Source organism: Shewanella subflava (genome assembly GCF_025971955.1).
GTDB lineage: Bacteria > Pseudomonadota > Gammaproteobacteria > Enterobacterales > Shewanellaceae > Shewanella > Shewanella subflava.
In genome coordinates this window covers 72,516-90,008 of record NZ_JAPDMX010000023.1, presented here as the reverse complement: position 1 = coordinate 90,008, position 17,493 = coordinate 72,516, and the positions used below count along the sequence as shown (strand labels likewise).

At 40.5% G+C, this 17,493-nt stretch carries 11 protein-coding genes and 2 tRNA genes; 2 read left to right on the top strand and 11 right to left on the bottom strand.

Annotation, left to right across the window (positions count from 1 at the left end):
• Position 1: 1 nt before the first annotated feature.
• The gene (cas6f, locus tag OHT75_RS09045; protein WP_264726159.1) at positions 2-601 is read left to right on the top strand and encodes a type I-F CRISPR-associated endoribonuclease Cas6/Csy4; all 600 of its coding nucleotides are present in this window, start codon (positions 2-4) and stop codon (positions 599-601) included.
• Positions 602-1,239: 638 nt separating this feature from the next.
• On the opposite strand, the gene OHT75_RS09040 is transcribed toward cas6f, so the two are convergent.
• The 11 genes from OHT75_RS09040 to recA all read right to left on the bottom strand — a co-directional run bounded on the left by OHT75_RS09040 (position 1,240) and on the right by recA (position 14,520).
• On the bottom strand, positions 1,240-2,220 hold the full coding sequence (locus OHT75_RS09040) for a TniB family NTP-binding protein (protein ID WP_264726158.1): 981 nt from the start codon (positions 2,218-2,220) through the stop codon (positions 1,240-1,242).
• Between the two features lie 13 nt (positions 2,221-2,233).
• A complete protein-coding gene (locus OHT75_RS09035) occupies positions 2,234-4,057 on the bottom strand; it encodes a transposase family protein (protein ID WP_264726157.1) in 1,824 nt (607 codons plus the stop codon).
• Positions 4,050-4,730 carry a TnsA endonuclease N-terminal domain-containing protein gene (locus tag OHT75_RS09030; protein ID WP_264726156.1) on the bottom strand — a complete coding sequence of 227 codons (681 nt, stop codon included), beginning with the start codon at positions 4,728-4,730 and terminating at the stop codon, positions 4,050-4,052. Before OHT75_RS09030 ends, OHT75_RS09035 begins: the two co-directional genes overlap by 8 nt.
• Before the next feature lie 137 nt (positions 4,731-4,867).
• The gene (locus OHT75_RS09025) at positions 4,868-5,998 is read right to left on the bottom strand and encodes a sodium ion-translocating decarboxylase subunit beta (protein ID WP_264726155.1); all 1,131 of its coding nucleotides are present in this window, start codon (positions 5,996-5,998) and stop codon (positions 4,868-4,870) included.
• A gap of 9 nt (positions 5,999-6,007) precedes the next feature.
• Complete coding sequence (oadA, locus tag OHT75_RS09020) at positions 6,008-7,786, bottom strand: sodium-extruding oxaloacetate decarboxylase subunit alpha (protein ID WP_264726154.1); 1,779 nt, start codon at positions 7,784-7,786, stop codon at positions 6,008-6,010.
• A 21-nt stretch (positions 7,787-7,807) separates the two neighbouring features.
• Positions 7,808-8,041 carry an OadG family protein gene (locus tag OHT75_RS09015; protein ID WP_264726153.1) on the bottom strand — a complete coding sequence of 78 codons (234 nt, stop codon included), beginning with the start codon at positions 8,039-8,041 and terminating at the stop codon, positions 7,808-7,810.
• A gap of 1,109 nt (positions 8,042-9,150) precedes the next feature.
• Positions 9,151-9,227: transfer RNA gene (locus tag OHT75_RS09010), tRNA-Arg, on the bottom strand.
• 13 nt (positions 9,228-9,240) lie between these two features.
• A tRNA-Ser gene (locus OHT75_RS09005) sits at positions 9,241-9,332 on the bottom strand.
• Positions 9,333-9,816: 484 nt separating this feature from the next.
• Complete coding sequence (csrA, locus tag OHT75_RS09000; RefSeq protein ID WP_188840632.1) at positions 9,817-10,011, bottom strand: carbon storage regulator CsrA; 195 nt, start codon at positions 10,009-10,011, stop codon at positions 9,817-9,819.
• Between the two features lie 420 nt (positions 10,012-10,431).
• Entirely contained in the window at positions 10,432-13,056 is a 2,625-nt protein-coding gene (alaS, locus tag OHT75_RS08995; RefSeq protein WP_264726152.1) for an alanine--tRNA ligase, read from the bottom strand.
• A gap of 402 nt (positions 13,057-13,458) precedes the next feature.
• The gene (recA, locus tag OHT75_RS08990; protein WP_264726151.1) at positions 13,459-14,520 is read right to left on the bottom strand and encodes a recombinase RecA; all 1,062 of its coding nucleotides are present in this window, start codon (positions 14,518-14,520) and stop codon (positions 13,459-13,461) included.
• Between the two features lie 327 nt (positions 14,521-14,847).
• Between recA and mutS the strand changes: the two genes are divergently transcribed.
• Entirely contained in the window at positions 14,848-17,430 is a 2,583-nt protein-coding gene (gene mutS / locus OHT75_RS08985) for a DNA mismatch repair protein MutS (protein ID WP_264726182.1), read from the top strand.
• The last annotated feature ends 63 nt before the right edge of the window (positions 17,431-17,493 follow it).

Here is a 17,493-nt window from a genome sequence, read left to right as displayed (position 1 = left end):
TATGCAATGGTATTTTAAAACCGTTACTTTTTTACCTGAGAAAAGAAATAACGAGTTATTAGTTGCACGCTGCCTCAAAATTTTGCATGGATTTAATTATCGGCATAATACAAGAAAAATTGGTGTATCTTTTCCTTGTTGGGAAGAGCAAACCATTGGTAGAAAAATATCTTTTGTTAGCACCTCAAAAGAAATTCTTACCCAACTGCTTACTCAGCAGTATTTTTTACAGATGCAAGAAATGAATTATTTCAGTATTTCTGAGCTTCAAACTGTGCCTCATAACTGTCATTATGCTTCGTTTAAACGCTCTTGCTATGTTGACAAATTTACACCTTCCGCAACGGCAAAAAGATTGAGAAGACTTGAAAGAAGGGCTCTGTCCCGAGGTGAACATTTTGATCCTAAGAAATACGATTCAAACACAAGTGTTTCGATTGCTCACTACCATGTAATTCAAAAGCACAGCCAAAGTAATGACAATGAATTCCGAATCAATATTCAGATGTATCAACGTGACAAAATAGAAGGCTCTGGGGTCTTCAGTAGTTATGGTCTTGCGAATTTTGATAACTCGTATCAAAGCGTTCCTTTCGTTTAACTTAACCTTTATTTTTTATACCATCTTAACCCATTGAAATTTATTGAAAAGGCAAGTATTTATGAACAAAGGGTTGTAAAACCTATTTCAACAAACTAAGCTAAAAATCAAGCGTTTAAGTAGTGTCCGTTATAGTGCTCGGCCGCATAGGCCGCTAATAATTGTGCTTGAGGTCTTAGCAAAGACAGATACCGGTGCTCGGCCGCATAGGCCGCTAATAATGAATTCAAAAGTAATTTTGATGGGATCTCAATGTGCTCGGCCGCATAGGCCGCTAATAATTTATACGAAAAGCTTTTCAACGAGCATTGTGCGTGCTCGGCCGCATAGGCCGCTAATAATATGGGACCCAACGTCGCTGGTGTTCTAGGTTGGAATACGGCCGAATAGGCCGATAGTAGCTACTGATACCATTGATCACAGTAAATAAGTGGCCAGAAATAGCGTAGGAAAATGCGTGATAACAAGGCAGATTTTTTTGATAAGTAGTTATTCTACAATCAAAAAATATAACGCAGTTATCAGGTATTTTCACAACCTAGAATGATCAGTTGTTTATTACGATTTGTATAACAAGGAAAAAGCATTAAAAGACCTTGAGTATTTAGAGTTCTTCATCAACCAGAATAGCTTAAGTATTAGATAGTTAAGTCAGAATGGACTTTGGCTTTTCTATTTCGGTTATTCCTAAAATAATCTTCCCAACCAATAGTGTTAGAGGGGTCAGCTAGCATATCTTTCGTAACTGATGTTTTAAATGGATTTTTCCAAGTCGATGACTTATCTCCTGAAGATAGCTCTGAAGCATAAAGAAAATCAACTTCTGTGAGGCAATCTTCATTATTCTCAATAGCATGAACTGAAGCATGATAAATCAGATTTCTCAATGAACGCATATTCCCTTGAGAAAACGCATAAAGCTTTTTCTGCATTAATGCAGTGTCCAAGCCTGAGCGTTTATTAAATGGTAACGCTTCATCAAGCCTTTTAAGAAAACCTTCAAAAATAGCCTTTTCATTTAGATAACTAAAAGGTCTTAGATGAAACTGAATTGGAAATCTCCCATTGAGTTGAGTATTTGCATCTAAAACCACTTTAGAATATGGCATTCCAAACAAAATAATAGGACATTTAGATTTATTGATGAGCATCTTCAACCAATCACCTACCCGAGCTAATATCTTGTTAGATGTTTTTTCCACCAAATGTTGGAATTCGTCGATGATTATGAGCTCAACTTTTAAGTCTTTAACCAGCTGTATTATTCTATGGGTCAATAATGCGATATCGGTTTCATATAAAGCTAAAGGGTCATTAATTGCAAGCAGCATTTCTCTGGCAGCGTCAACAGGTTTAGCGTTTTCTGGAAGCTCTATATACCAAACAGGAAGTACGTCACCAGTTGGCGTAGAATCACCTGGATTATTTTTTAAATACTTTTTTATTATTGATGTTTTTCCAACACCAGATGCCCCGTAGACCATCATGCATGATGGCTCAGAATCGCGATCAGAGTATTCTCGACAACGCTCTATAAGCTCTAAAATTTGTGTAACAATAGGCGTAGAAATGAAAGCTTTTCTCGCTTTTTGAGCACGAATATAATCATCATGTTCCATAACTTATCCCCAGCTAAACATAATCAACATCCCAGTCTGAGCTATCAATATTATCCGTATTGTTGATGCCTCGATCCTTATTGGGTGGAGCTACTTCAGCTTTTTGTACCGATTTGGCTCGAGCCGAATTCTCTTGGTAGCGAGCTCCACGTCGTTTACTTCTGAGGGCTGTTTTCTTTTTAAGGATGGAATCATCGACAATTTTATCTATCGTTAATTCGGCATCAATTTCATCATTTATATTATATTCAAATCGATTAAGTTTCGCTTTAATTTCAAGGTTTTTCTTATGTTGCCAATAAGATACCTTACAAGCATATTCGTACTCTATAGCAGGTACTTCAAAATATTCTTCATTATCTTCATCTTGAACCCAAATAACCCCCATATTTTCAGGGTTATATTTCAAGTTCACTTTATGGTCGCCTTTTTTACCTCGATACTCAGCAAGTCTCTCACTGCTGTATGTGAGTCCTGTGCAAACAGTGATACCCTCTTTTCGGAGTGTTTTTATATCTAACTTAGCAAATCTAAAATCAAGCTCCTGTGGCGTACCTTTAAATTCGTTCGGTTCCCACATTTTGCAGCCTCGTCTCCAAGCTACATTCGGACAGTTTGTTCCTCGTGTGTTCGACTTTTTATGATAAATATCAATTAACCAAATCAAATAAATTCTTGTTATATCCGTAATTGTTAACGATGCTTCACTAACTGAATCATAACCTTCGCGTTTCAAGTAACTACTAAAAGCTTTCCCTGGAAGGTCATCAAGTAAGGATGTATTACTAGTACCAAATTGACGTTCAACAGAAGCTTTGTTATCAGGGGTTTCAACTTTATTTTGATGAATGTTAATAAGTAAACTTTCACAAGCCTTTGCAAACCCATCTGAGAGAAACTCTTTTCCGTTATCTGTTACCACCAAGTCTGGAATACCGTAACAAAGCCATTCATTTTTTACCTCAGGAAATCGAGAAAGTAACTCGTCTTTTGGTAAAATGGTATTTTTCAATGCTAATGCAACAGATACGTAACTTGGTGGTTCAAAACCCAAATAAAATCCCACCACAGCTTTACTATAACAATCAACTAGTTGAGTTAAATATGGACGTCCAATAGGAGCTCCACTAACATCATGAACAGCAAAAAGATCAAGCACAGTGTGATCTATTTCAACTCGCTCCATTACATAAGAAGTTAAAATTTTCTTGCCCATTCGACGAAACTCACGTTTCGCCACTCGCTCTCCCTTCAGCGCAACAAGCTTTTCAAAAGGAGTAATCTTATGAACACGCTTACGGATCGATTCATAGTTGGGATATTTTAAACTTGTTTCGTGAGATAAGTTATATACTCGGATTTTTTTCCTGACTCTACGCAATGCAGCAACAATGTTGATCTGTTTCGCTGAAATAACAGCGTCAATAGCTTGATCCATAAACTCTGAAACAATCGCTGGTACTTTAATATCTCGATTGCCCCGCTTCTTAATATTTGGTGCTAAAGAAACTGAATCATAATTTGATTTTTTGAATATAAGCCACCAACGATAAATCGTGATTGCACTTGGAATTTTTCTGTCACATTCCCTTTGCAATTCAACTCTAAGTGGCTCAATTGATTTGGCAGTAATATTTTCACATCTTCGATGTACCAACATTAATAGCTTTAATCTAAATCTTGCTTCATCTGAAATCTCATCACTAAACGCCGTAAAATCTTTGTAAGTTCTACCACCGATTTCTTCGTTTATTTCTTGAGATAAATCAAAGGCATCATCTTTTGAGCACGATTCTGAGTTTTTAGGATTGAACCGAGCTATAGATGTTTTAGGCATAATTTAATACAGTCTGATTGGTTAATGGCATCGCCAAGTCAGCGTCAAGGAGACACCTAGCTAAAAGGTCACATACCATAGGCATTATGTTCACACGATTCATGCCGGTTTTATGTATTAACGACTCTACATTTTGAGAACCAAAATCACTTAGAATAGAAAGAATGGCTTGTTGATAGTAAGTTAAATCATCTCGTGATGCATAACGATGAAGAAGCTTAAGATTCTTAAGAAGTTGAGCATCTCTGATTTCTGACTCCTTCAGTAACACCAACGGAATCCCAAGTTGTTCAGCAGCATACTTTTTTGCTTGAAATTCGCGTTGAAATCCTTTGGAGTAAGCAGCTGAATTAGTCTTCACCTCAAAGAGGACAAAATCTCCATCATTAAACTCCGCGAGAAAATCTGGCACATAGCTTCGCTTTTTTTCATCTAAATGATAATTGTATCTAATCGGTTGAGAACAAAACCTTTTGATACTTTTATCAAAGTCAAAATGAAAGCAGGCATCGAACTCAAGTGTAGATTCAACAGAAATCCTTTGTCCCATCTTAGTACTTGCATATCTGTGTATATTTTTCCCACGGGACTTAGTTAAACTTCTGGCAGGTTCATAAAAAGCACTTTCAAGCGCTTCTTTTACATTTTCTGGAGAGAATAAATATGTATCCATTAATATTGCCTCTTTCACCATATGTAGTAAACTTACTCAAGTATGGTCAAAAAAGAGGCAATATCAAGTTATGGTTGGATAAAATATCAATTTATGGTCGTAAATATCATTTTATGGTTGTATCGACAAATCCGCTATTAGCCTAAAACGGCTAATAAGACCCCTGCAGCAACTGCACTGCCTAATACGCCTGCCACATTCGGGCCCATTGCATGCATCAACAAGAAGTTTTGATGATTAGCTTCAAGGCCAACTTTATTCACCACTCGCGCGGCCATTGGCACTGCCGATACACCCGCTGCGCCAATGAGGGGATTAACTTTACCACCAGATAATTTACACATTAACTTAGCCATTAATACCCCTGCTGCAGTACCAATAGAAAAGGCTACCGCCCCTAGCACTAAAATCCCTAAGGTTTCGATGCGTAAAAACTCGCCGGCAGACAATTTCGAGCCAACAGCCAAGCCTAAAAATATCGTCACAATATTGATAAGCTCATTTTGGGCGGTTTTAGACAGACGGTCTACCACGCCTGACTCTCGCATTAAGTTACCTAAACAAAACATGCCCACTAAAGGCGTTGCTGCCGGCAAAAATAGAATGGTTAAACCAACGACCATTAGCGGGAAAATGATCTTCTCACGCTTACTGACCTCGCGCAGTTGTTCCATCTTGATACTGCGTTCAGCGGGTGTTGTCAGTAGCTTCATAATAGGCGGTTGAATCAAGGGAACTAATGCCATATACGAATATGCTGCAACCGCAATAGCGCCTAAAAGATCAGGAGCAAGCTTTGAGGCCAAGAAGATAGCCGTAGGTCCATCAGCACCACCAATGATCGCAATGGCCGCTGCATCTGTCATAGTAAATTCAAAACCTGGCACTAGGTTAAGCGCAATGGCCCCTAATAAGGTCGCAAAAATACCGAATTGCGCAGCTGCACCCAGTAATAAGGTTTTTGGATTTGCTATCAATGCACCAAAATCAGTTAACGCCCCCACGCCCATGAAAATAAGCAGCGGGAAAATCCCGGTTTCAATCCCCACGTGATACGCATACCAAAGTAAACCACCCTCTTCGGTAAAACCTGCGTTAGGAATATTGGCTAAAATAGCGCCAAAACCAATTGGCAATAATAATAATGGTTCAAAACCACGTGCTATGGCGAGATACAGCAATAAACAGCCAACACCCATCATTAACAACTGGCCCGCTTCAAAATGTGCAATGCCTGTTTCAGCCCAAAAGGCCATTAATCCTTCCATAATGCCCTCTTACGCCAAATCAAGTAATGTTGAACCCACGGTCACGCTGTCACCTTGCTTAACCGCAAGGTTGCTTACCACACCATCTTCATTGGCTCGCACTTCAGTTTCCATTTTCATTGCTTCAAGAATGATTAGCACTTCACCGGCTTTGACCGCTTGACCATTGGCGACTAATACTTTGAAAATATTACCTGATAATGGCGCCTGCATTGTTGATTTCACTTCACCAGCAGAGACTACAGCAGATGGCGTTGCCACAGCAGATGATTGCGCAGTTGATGGAATGATTTGAGTAATATCGCCACCTTGACTGACTTCAACCACAAAACTTTGCCCTTCCACATTCACCGTGTAAGTTTCAGGACCTTTGTCAGTTGCCTTGACCACTAAATCATCCGCTGATGGGACGGGTTCAAATGCATCAGGATTTCCACGGTTTTGCAAAAACTGTAGACCAATTTGGTTGAACAATGCGTAAGTCATCACGTCATCATCCGTTTCTGCTGCCAGTGTAAAGCCAAGCTCTTTTGCTTTGCCGGCTAATTCAACACGTAACTTATCCAGCTCAGGTTCAATAAGATCAGCAGGACGGCAAGTGATCGCTTGGGCGCCATTAAGCACCCTGGCTTGTAATTCTGCATTAACCGGCGCAGGTGTTGCACCATATTCGCCTTTTAAGACACCTTCGGTTTCTTTCGTCATCGACTTATAACGCTCGCCCATTAGTACGTTAATGACCGATTGCGAACCGACAATTTGTGATGTGGGAGTCACTAAAGGTAAGAAACCTAAATCTGCGCGAACACGTGGAATTTCCTCAAGAACCGCATCCATCTTATCGGCAGCGCCTTGTTCTTTTAGTTGGTTTTCCATGTTAGTTAACATGCCGCCAGGTACCTGAGCACGTAAAATGCGTGAATCAATCCCCTTTAGTGCACCTTCAAAGCGGACATATTTTTTACGTACTTCACGGAAATAAGCGGCAATCTCTTCTAACAACACCATATCGTAGTTTGTGGCACGTTCTGTATCCTCAACCATGGCAACAAGCGTCTCTGTTGCACTGTGACCGTATGTTTGGCTCATTGATGATATCGCGGTATCTAACACATCAACACCAGCCTCAATGGCCTTTTGGTAGGTTGCTGTACTTAAACCGGTTGTCGCATGGCAATGCATTGAAACCATTAAGTCAGTTTGCGACTTTAAGCGGCTGATAAGTTCAAACGCTTCCATGGGTTTTAGCAAACCCGCCATATCTTTAATACATAGTGAATCAGCGCCCATGTCTTCAAGGCGTTTGGCCATATCCACCCAAGTATCTAGGGTATGCACAGGGCTAGTGGTGTAAGAAATCGTTCCTTGCGCATGGCCACCTACTTGCTTAACAGCCTTCACCGCAGTTTCGAGGTTGCGTACATCGTTCATTGCATCAAAAATACGGAATACATCTACACCATTGGTATGCGCTCGCTCAACAAAGCGGGTAACAACATCATCAGCATAATGGCGATAGCCTAATAAATTCTGGCCACGAAGTAACATCTGTTGTGGTGTATTTGGCATGGCTTTTTTAAGTTCGCGGATACGATCCCATGGATCTTCGCCTAAATAACGAATACAAGAATCAAAAGTGGCACCACCCCATGACTCTAAAGACCAGTATCCGACTTTATCAAGTAATGGCGCGATGGGTAACATGTCGTCAATACGTAAACGAGTTGCAAGTAAAGATTGGTGGGCATCGCGCAGGGCGACATCGGTTAAGGCTAACGGCTTGCTCATAAAAACTCCCAAAAATAAAACTTACGCACGGTATTGGTGAATAGCTGAAGTAATTGCAGCAACTAACTTAGGATCTAATCGATTAGTGGCGATTGGACTTGGTAATGCATCCGGTTTTGCAACGACAGGTGCTGGACACAATTTTGCGACAATGCCAATGCCGACGATAAGTACACTTAAGAAAATGAATACTAAACCCATCCCCATTATCATTATGCCAAGTGCATCAACTAATTGATCGCTGATCGATGTCATACTTCCTCACTGAAATTAAACGAGAAACATTAAAAGATCCTCGTAATTAAAATTACTGAATGGTTTTTATCTGAAAAGTCAGTTAAATCGCACTTTTATTGGAACCCGGCTAAAAGCAGCATAAATATTCAATAAAAGTTATTTTTTATTTCTTAATATTCGGGTATCTAAAATAGAGTGAAAGCCGTTCAAGGCTGATTTAGGTTACAAAATATAAACAATGTATACCAAGAATACCATTCTTTTGTAAAATGGTCTTACCAAAAATAGTTATCACAATTCAAAACAAATGATTTATTCTCATTTTTTCTGGCAATTAATTATACATTTCTCATCTAAATAATAAAAATCTTAACCAACAGCAACTGTTACTCAAATGTAAACAAGCGCAGATCACTAATATATTGGCTTGAGTGACAAAATAGTTTTCCTGCAACAAAGGTGAATAAAAATTTACATGGCTCAACAAAAACGAACAGGCTGGGACATTTAGCTAGAAAATGGTGATGAGTCATACCAATCACCATAAATAAGGATTCAGAAATAGACTGGTAAAAAGACCTGATAACAAGCCAGGACTTTAGGATAAGTCTTTATTCTACAATCGAAAAATCAAACCCAGTTTTTGAGTATTTAACAATCTAGAATAAGTCGTTATTTATAACGATAGATATATTGTTGATAAGGGCAAACAAGCCATTGAATAGGGCTGAAGTGGCAAAAACGAGGTTGTATCAAATAAAGCGGTCATCTCACGACAAATCAGTTAAATGTGCAACCTCAGCTTGGGATAATAAACGCTTACTAAACAGCTCTTTACCTTGCTAACTTCGTTTCATTTACGGGCAATAGACCCGCTACTGACGTGTTAATACGCCTTGTTGTCAAAACAAATGACAAGCTTGCTACAAGATAAGCTCAATCTGTTGAATTCAGCTTATTGAGCCCAACTCTATAACCCGAGTTGAGGTTAGGTAAAGACAATACATCATAGACAACAGGCTAAAGCGAAATTCATCAGCTGAGGCTGAAACTCAATTTTTGACATGAAGATAAGATGTTTAAAAATAGCAAAAAAAAAACCTGCATCAAATGCAGGTTTTTTAATATGGTGCGCGTGGGAGGATTCGAACCTCCGACCGCCTGGTTCGTAGCCAGGTACTCTATCCAGCTGAGCTACACGCGCAAATTTATCAAAATGGCGGAGAAGGAGGGATTCGAACCCTCGATGGGAGTTAAAGCCCATACTCCCTTAGCAGGGGAGCGCCTTCGGCCACTCGGCCACCTCTCCGTTTTCTTGGCGCACATATTACTGTCTGGCGGAAATAAGTCAAACCCTTTTTAGGAAACCGATTGTCATTTGAACTGTTTTTAATCACATTGTGGAGTTAAACGGCATATAAGCCTGAAAACTCTGTTCTGATGAATGAATAAATATAATGAATATGGCCACAGTGAAATCCGAGTGTAAAGAATTCACCTTCTGAAGAAAGTGGCTTTGCTATCACTCCCTAAAGGGGAGCTTTCCTACCGCGCGTTAACAAGACGCCGTAAATATATCCCTATAGGCTCTACTAAATCATCCCTGATTTAGAAGCTTGTATCGCACCACTAGCAAAGCTCACGTATCACTTGAGTTAATCCGCTATTGAACATCCTTTAGGCAAAGTCTAATTGATGATAACCCCCTACTGAAGTAGGTGGTTTAGGGGCTGAAAACAAAAAAGCCAGCTAAAGCTGGCTTAATCATTTTAGTAAATCTAATCAATAATCGATTAGAAGTTACCACCTTCAGATGAATCTGATTTTTCAGATTGAATTCTTTGGTAGATCTCTTCACGGTGAACAGATACTTCCTTGGGTGCGTTAACACCAATACGTACTTGGTTGCCTTTAACACCTAATACAGTGACAGTGACTTCATCACCTATCATCAATGTTTCGCCGACACGGCGAGTCAAAATTAGCATTCGGTTGCTCCTTTAGTTCACACTGCATAACACGCTTTGTCCGTAATATGCGTTTATTATAAGGTCTGCTCAGTAAAAGTCATAGTGTCTTCAAGTACGAAGTTTGACGATTAAGTGCACACAATTCAAAAAGTAACAATTAGCTTAAGACCAAATAAAAGTTACCGAACTGCACCATTAAAAATGATTTTGGTAACGAGCCGTTTATAAACTGGCTAGATACAATAAATATTTTAAAGCAATTCGTCCAACTTAAGCTAAAGAAAAACGCGCTGTGAAACAGACCAGCAACAAAACTTTGTTTACTATGCCAAAAGTGCTTAACACACTCAAGCCCTAAAGCAGAATAAGCACTTTAAGGCTTGAATTATCAGCAACAAAAGCTAAACAAGTGTAACGTTAATCGATTATTTTTTACAATTAGTTTAAACGTTGCGCTAACCAAGGTTGCACAAGCGCTAATGCTGCATCTAGATTTTCAGGTTGTGTACCACCGGCTTGAGCCATATCAGGACGTCCACCGCCTTTACCGCCAACCTGCTGCGCAACCATAGCCACTAACTCGCCAGCTTTTACTTGCTTAGTTAAATCATTGCTAACACCTGCAATTAAATTAACCTTACCTTCGCTTGCAATACCCAGCACAATCACCGCAGATTTTAGTTTCTGTTTAAGCTCATCTTGTAACCCACGTAATGAACCCGCATCAACCCCTTCAAGCTTTTTAACTAGCACTTTGATGCCATTAATCTCAATCGCATCACCAGCGAGATCAGCACTGGCCGCTGCGGCCAATTTATCTTTCATTTGCGATAAATCTTTTTCTAACTGCTTCACTTTATCTAACTGTGCTTTTAGCTTTGCTATGACCGAAGCGCTGTCCGATTTTAGTAATGAAGCCGCCTCTTCAATTTGGGCTTGCTGTTCTGCTATATAGGTCATTGCTGCTGCGCCAGTAACGGCTTCTATACGACGAACACCTGCAGCGATACCACCTTCAGAGGTTATCTTGAACAAGCCAATATCACCAGTACGTCCCACGTGTGTTCCACCACAAAGCTCGATAGAGAAATCGCCCATAGTCACAACACGTACCTGCGCGTCGTACTTCTCTCCAAATAACGCCATAGCGCCTTTTTCTTTGGCTTCATCGATAGCCATTTCAGCAGTTTTTAGTTCATGATTGCGACGAATTTGTACGTTAACTAATTCTTCAACGGCTTTTAATTCTGCAGGTTTAACCGCCTCAAAATGCGCGAAGTCAAAACGCAGTCTTTCTGGGTTAACTAACGAGCCTTTTTGACTCACATGTTCACCTAACACTTGACGCAAAGCGGCATGCAGTAAATGCGTCACAGAATGGTTTAGCTCAGTACGATGACGTAATTTTTTATCAACTTGAGCCGTAAGCACTTGGCCCACCTTAAGCTCACCAGATATCACTTCGCCTTCATGTCCAGTTGCAGGACCAAATTTTTGCGTATCAGCCACCTTAAACACAACGCCGTCAGCCATTAATTGGCCTTGATCGCCGACTTGACCACCTGATTCTGCATAAAATGGCGTGTTGTTTAACACAACCACACCCGTTTGGCCTTGAGTTAAATGATCAACCTCTTTGCCATCTAGGTACAGTGCTTTTACGGTGGCATTGCCGACAAGCTCTGCGTAACCACAGAAAGTCGTCTCGGTATCAATAATCAAGTTACTGTTATAATCTGCGCCAAAATTCCCAGCAGCTTGTGCACGTTTACGTTGTTCAGCCATAGCGGCTTCAAAACCGGCTTCATCCACTTGAATATCACGTTCACGACAAACGTCTGCAGTTAAATCAACAGGGAAACCATAGGTGTCATATAACTTAAATGCCGTTTCGCCATCTAAAGTCTTAGTGGTTAATTCATTTAACGCTGAATCTAAAATTTGCAATCCACGCTCAAGTGTGCGAGCAAATTGCTCTTCTTCAGCTTTTAAGGCTTTTTCGACAATCGCCTGCATTTTACCAAGCTCTTTTGCCGCATCCCCCATTACCGAAATCAGTGTAGGTACAAGTTTGTAGAAAAAAGATTGATGCGCACCTAACTTATTACCATGGCGTACTGCGCGGCGAATGATTCGACGTAAAACATAACCACGTCCCTCATTCGATGGCATCACACCATCCGCGATAAGAAAAGCACATGAGCGAATATGGTCAGCAATAACACGTAAAGACTTATTCTCTAAATCGGTAACGCCAATAATTTCAGCTGTTTTTGCTATGAGGGTTTTAAAAATATCAATTTCATAATTTGAATGGACGCCTTGCATAATTGCAGCAATACGTTCAATCCCCATACCTGTATCGACTGAAGGTTTTGGCAGTGGGAGCATTTCACCATCAGCTTGACGGTTATATTGCATAAAGACGATGTTCCAGATCTCAATAAAGCGATCGCCATCCTCTTCAGGTGTGCCAGGACGGCCACCCCAGATATGCTCACCGTGATCGTAGAACACTTCTGTACATGGACCACATGGCCCTGTATCACCCATTTGCCAAAAATTATCAGAAGCGAAAGCTGCACCTTTGTTATCGCCGATGCGAATAATGTTCTCAGCCGCAACACCAATTTTTTTATTCCAGATTTCAAATGCTTCATCATCTGTTTCATAAATCGTGACGCATAAACGTTCTGTAGGCAATTTTAAGGTAACGGTTAAGAATTCCCATGCAAAACGGATAGCTTCTTCTTTAAAATAATCACCAAAGCTGAAGTTGCCGAGCATTTCAAAAAAAGTGTGGTGACGGGCGGTATAACCCACATTGTCTAAATCGTTATGTTTACCACCAGCGCGAACACAGCGTTGTGAGGTTGTTGCACGTGTATAGCTTCGTTTATCCATGCCCAAGAACACATCTTTGAACTGGTTCATACCCGCATTGGTAAATAACAGTGTTGGATCGTTCGCTGGCACAAGCGAACTACTATCTTCTACCTGATGTCCGTTATCTTCAAAATACTTTAAAAAAGCACTTCTTAACTCTGCTGTGGTCTGAAACATGGAATTGTCCTGAAATAGAGTATACAAAAGTTGTCAGCCTGCAATGCAAGCCACTAAATGTGGGTATTATATACTGAATTTACTCTAATATGCGAGATGAGAGAATGGATTAAGCTAACCATAAAAAGCGATAATATTTATCAACAAAATTTAGCTTATTTGACTTAAATGCGTAATTGCAAGATTGAAGTTTATCCAAAGGCTAGCAAGCTTTATGAACAACAATTTTGAGGCGAGCTATGATGTAGCTAGAAGCTGAAAAGCCAAAAGAGACTTTAAAATAAACCTAAGTTTTTATCCTGAAAAGGCTGACTGAATTGGGTTAGCGCTTTATGCAGATTAAATGGCGTGGATAATCGCGGCGCACAAAATGCGCTACCGCGATAAATATGACTGACCAGTTTAGAATACTTCGCCAGTTTCTAAATCGATATTTTCATCAATATCAGAAGCTGAGCTTGCACCCGTGCCTGAACTTAACAACATAGCACGTAGTGTAGTATCAATTTCTTTTGCCACTTCAGGATGTTCAATTAAATATTTACCTGCATTAGCACGACCTTGACCAATTTTATCACCTTTGTAGCTGTACCAAGCGCCCGCTTTGTCAACTAACTTATGTGCAACACCTAAATCTACAAGTTCACCTGTACGGTTAATGCCTTGACCATAAAGGATTTGGAATTCAGCTTGCTTAAATGGTGCTGCAATTTTATTTTTGACCACTTTCACTCGAGTTTCGTTACCAACGACCTCATCGCCTTCTTTAATCGCACCTGTACGGCGAATATCAAGACGAACTGAAGCGTAAAACTTAAGCGCATTACCACCAGTCGTTGTTTCTGGGTTTCCAAACATCACCCCAATTTTCATACGAATTTGGTTAATGAAAATAAGTAAGGTATTGGATTGTTTTAAATTACCAGCAAGCTTACGCATGGCTTGGCTCATCATACGAGCTGCTAAGCCCATGTGAGAATCGCCGATTTCGCCTTCAATTTCTGCTTTAGGTGTTAATGCAGCAACCGAGTCAACAATAATCACATCAACGGCACCACTACGGGTTAACGCATCACAAATTTCCAGTGCTTGTTCACCCGTGTCAGGCTGTGAACAAAGGAGGTTATCAATATCTACACCCAGCTTTTTGGCGTAAATGGGGTCTAATGCATGCTCTGCATCAATAAAGGCACATGTTTTACCTTCGCGTTGTGCTGCAGCAATAACTTCTAGAGTAAGTGTTGTTTTACCTGATGATTCTGGACCGTAAATTTCAACGATACGCCCCATTGGTAATCCACCAGCACCTAACGCAACATCTAATGAAAGTGAGCCGGTAGAGATAGTTTCAACATCCATTGTGCGATCTTCGCCCAACTTCATAATTGAGCCTTTACCGAACTGTTTTTCAATTTGACTTAACACTGCGGCAAGTGCTTTCTCTTTATTTGGATCAGCTTTCATTTTAAACCCCTTCCAGACAGTAACTGCATTGGCAATTAATGAATAATATGCATTTTATAAATGTGTTGTTAACTGACATTTTTAACATCAGTCATCTCAATATGTTGTTCAGTATACTGTATAATCATACAGTATCAAGTCCTGTGATTAATTTTTTTTATTCATTAATTAAATTATGAACTTAGTAAATTAATGGCAATATTGGGTATTTGTATTTTTCTAATCAAGGCAAATTTTGCTAAGATTAGCCGCTTTAAACTAGCATGCTAATTCAGTGATAGATTCAACGAATTACGACCAGTAAACATAAAGAGTATGACATTGCCAATGACCGCACTTGATAACCTTGATTTAGAAAAGCACACTCCAATGATGCGTCAATACCTGACCATGAAAGCGGCTCATTCAGACATGTTACTGTTCTATCGTATGGGCGACTTTTATGAATTGTTTTATGAGGATGCAAAAAAAGCATCCGAAATGCTCGGTATTTCTTTAACTGCACGTGGGAAAAGCGGTGGAGATCCAATCCCAATGGCAGGCATTCCATACCATGCGGTCGAAGGTTATCTTGCCAAGCTAGTCCAAATCGGCCAATCCGTTGCTATTTGTGAGCAAATTGGCGATCCCGCAACCTCAAAAGGTCCTGTTGAACGCCAAGTTGTACGAATTGTGACACCCGGTACCCTAACCGATGAAGCATTACTGCAAGAGCGCCAAGACAATTTATTAGCGGCACTTTATCAAGGAAAAGTGGGCTATGGTTTTGCCACATTAGATATTTCATCAGGTCGTTTTGTTATTTCGGAATTAGCATCAAGGGAAGCTTTAGAGGCGGAAATCCAACGCACCCGCCCAGCTGAGTTACTCTACAGTGAAGATTTTACTGACATGCTTTTAATCAATCAGTTAAAAGGGATTCGACGTCGACCTGAATGGGAGTTCGATTATGATACCTGCATTAATTTATTATTAGCCCAATTCGGTACAAAAGATCTGCATGGATTTGGTATCAGCGACGCTCGATTAGCTTTGCAAGCTGCGGGTTGCCTAATGCAGTATGTCAAAGATACCCAAAAAACGGCTTTACCCCATATCAATTCGATTGTGCGTTTCAATCAAACTGACTCCATTATTTTAGATGCGGCAACCAGAAGAAACTTGGAGTTAACTCAAAATCTTTCGGGTGGGCGTGAAAACACCCTTTCATGGGTATTAGATAACACTGCAACCCCTATGGGTAGTCGCATGCTCCAGCGCTGGATCCACCAGCCGCTTAGAGATCGCCAGCAAATAACCCTGCGCCACACTGCGGTGAATGAGTTAATTGAGCAGGATATTTATCCACAGCTGCACGATCAGCTTAAGGCTTTAGGTGACATCGAAAGGATTATGGCGCGTCTTGCGTTAAGAAGTGCCCGTCCGCGTGATTTTGCCCGACTAAAGCAAGCATTAACTTTACTGCCAGAGATTAAACACACGTTGCAAATTTGCCAGCAACCACATTTGAACAATTTAGCTATTCTGTTAGGCGAATTTCCCAACGAACACGAGTTACTTGAACGTGCAATCATTGATAACCCACCGGTTCTGATCCGTGATGGCGGTGTGATTAAAGATGGTTACAATAGCGAGCTAGATGAATGGCGTAAACTAAGTGAAGGAGCCAGTCACTACCTTGTAGAACTTGAGGCCCGCGAGAAACAAGAAACCGGCATTAACACGCTTAAAGTCGGTTACAACCGAGTACATGGTTATTATATAGAAGTCAGCCGATTACAATCCGATCGTGTCCCGATGCATTATCAGCGTCGCCAAACGTTAAAAGGGACTGAACGCTATATTACGCCAGAATTAAAAGAGTACGAAGAAAAGGTCTTATCAAGTCAAGGAAAAGCCCTTGCATTAGAGAAACGACTATGGGAAGAGTTATTTGATTTGCTGTTACCAAAACTGCAAGAGTTACAACAGTTTGCTACTGCCGCCGCAGAACTTGATGTCATCAGTAACTTTGCTGAACGTGCTCAAACGCTTGGTTATCATTGTCCATCCATGACCAATGATATTGGTATAGACATACAAGCAGGTCGCCACCCTGTCGTTGAAAGAGTCAGTCAAAGTCCCTTTATTGCTAACCCAGTTTGTTTATCACCTGCTCGTAAAATGTTGATTGTAACGGGTCCTAACATGGGGGGTAAATCAACCTATATGCGCCAAGTCGCCCTAATCACGTTAATGGCACACATTGGCTGTTTCGTTCCGGCTCACAGTGCTTATATTGGCCATATTGATCGAATATTTACTCGAATTGGTGCTTCAGATGATCTTGCATCAGGCCGTTCAACGTTTATGGTTGAAATGACCGAAACGGCTAATATTCTTCATAATGCGACCAAACAAAGTTTAGTGTTAATGGATGAAATTGGCCGCGGCACATCGACTTATGACGGCTTATCATTGGCATGGTCCGCCGCTGAATACTTGGCACAAAAAGTTAATGCGCTAACCTTATTTGCCACCCATTATTTTGAATTAACCCAGCTACCTGAGTTGTTAGCTGGTGTTGTAAATGTGCATTTAGACGCCATAGAGCATCAAGACACCATTGCCTTTATGCACGCGGTTCAAGAAGGGGCTGCAAGTAAAAGTTACGGCTTACAAGTTGCCGCATTGGCGGGGGTGCCTCAGCATGTTATAAAAGCCGCAAAACATAAACTACATCAATTAGAAAGCCGAGATAACAAGACAGCAATCAGCGCAGATGACATGACTCAAATGGCACTTGAGTTACCCCAAATCGATTACTCACCCTTAGTGGAAAAGTTAGCCGTAATCGACCCAGATGACCTCACACCAAAGCAAGCGTTAGAGCAGTTATATCAGCTTAAGCAGTTAGCTAAATCACTCTGATTCTCACAGCAACAGCAGCAAACACACAAAGCCTGTGCTCGATTTTATCGGCACGGGCTTATC

What these genes read in the sequence shown, in the direction of transcription:
- cas6f (WP_264726159.1), top strand. Translation starts at nt 2, where the DNA reads ATGCAATGGTATTTTAAAACCGTTACTTTTTTACCTGAGAAAAGAAAT.
- OHT75_RS09040 (WP_264726158.1), bottom strand. Translation starts at nt 2,220, where the DNA reads ATGGAACATGATGATTATATTCGTGCTCAAAAAGCGAGAAAAGCTTTC.
- OHT75_RS09035 (WP_264726157.1), bottom strand. Translation starts at nt 4,057, where the DNA reads ATGCCTAAAACATCTATAGCTCGGTTCAATCCTAAAAACTCAGAATCG.
- OHT75_RS09030 (WP_264726156.1), bottom strand. Translation starts at nt 4,730, where the DNA reads ATGGATACATATTTATTCTCTCCAGAAAATGTAAAAGAAGCGCTTGAA.
- OHT75_RS09025 (WP_264726155.1), bottom strand. Translation starts at nt 5,998, where the DNA reads ATGGAAGGATTAATGGCCTTTTGGGCTGAAACAGGCATTGCACATTTT.
- oadA (WP_264726154.1), bottom strand. Translation starts at nt 7,786, where the DNA reads ATGAGCAAGCCGTTAGCCTTAACCGATGTCGCCCTGCGCGATGCCCAC.
- OHT75_RS09015 (WP_264726153.1), bottom strand. Translation starts at nt 8,041, where the DNA reads ATGACATCGATCAGCGATCAATTAGTTGATGCACTTGGCATAATGATA.
- csrA (WP_188840632.1), bottom strand. Translation starts at nt 10,011, where the DNA reads ATGCTAATTTTGACTCGCCGTGTCGGCGAAACATTGATGATAGGTGAT.
- alaS (WP_264726152.1), bottom strand. Translation starts at nt 13,056, where the DNA reads ATGTTTCAGACCACAGCAGAGTTAAGAAGTGCTTTTTTAAAGTATTTT.
- recA (WP_264726151.1), bottom strand. Translation starts at nt 14,520, where the DNA reads ATGAAAGCTGATCCAAATAAAGAGAAAGCACTTGCCGCAGTGTTAAGT.
- mutS (WP_264726182.1), top strand. Translation starts at nt 14,848, where the DNA reads ATGACCGCACTTGATAACCTTGATTTAGAAAAGCACACTCCAATGATG.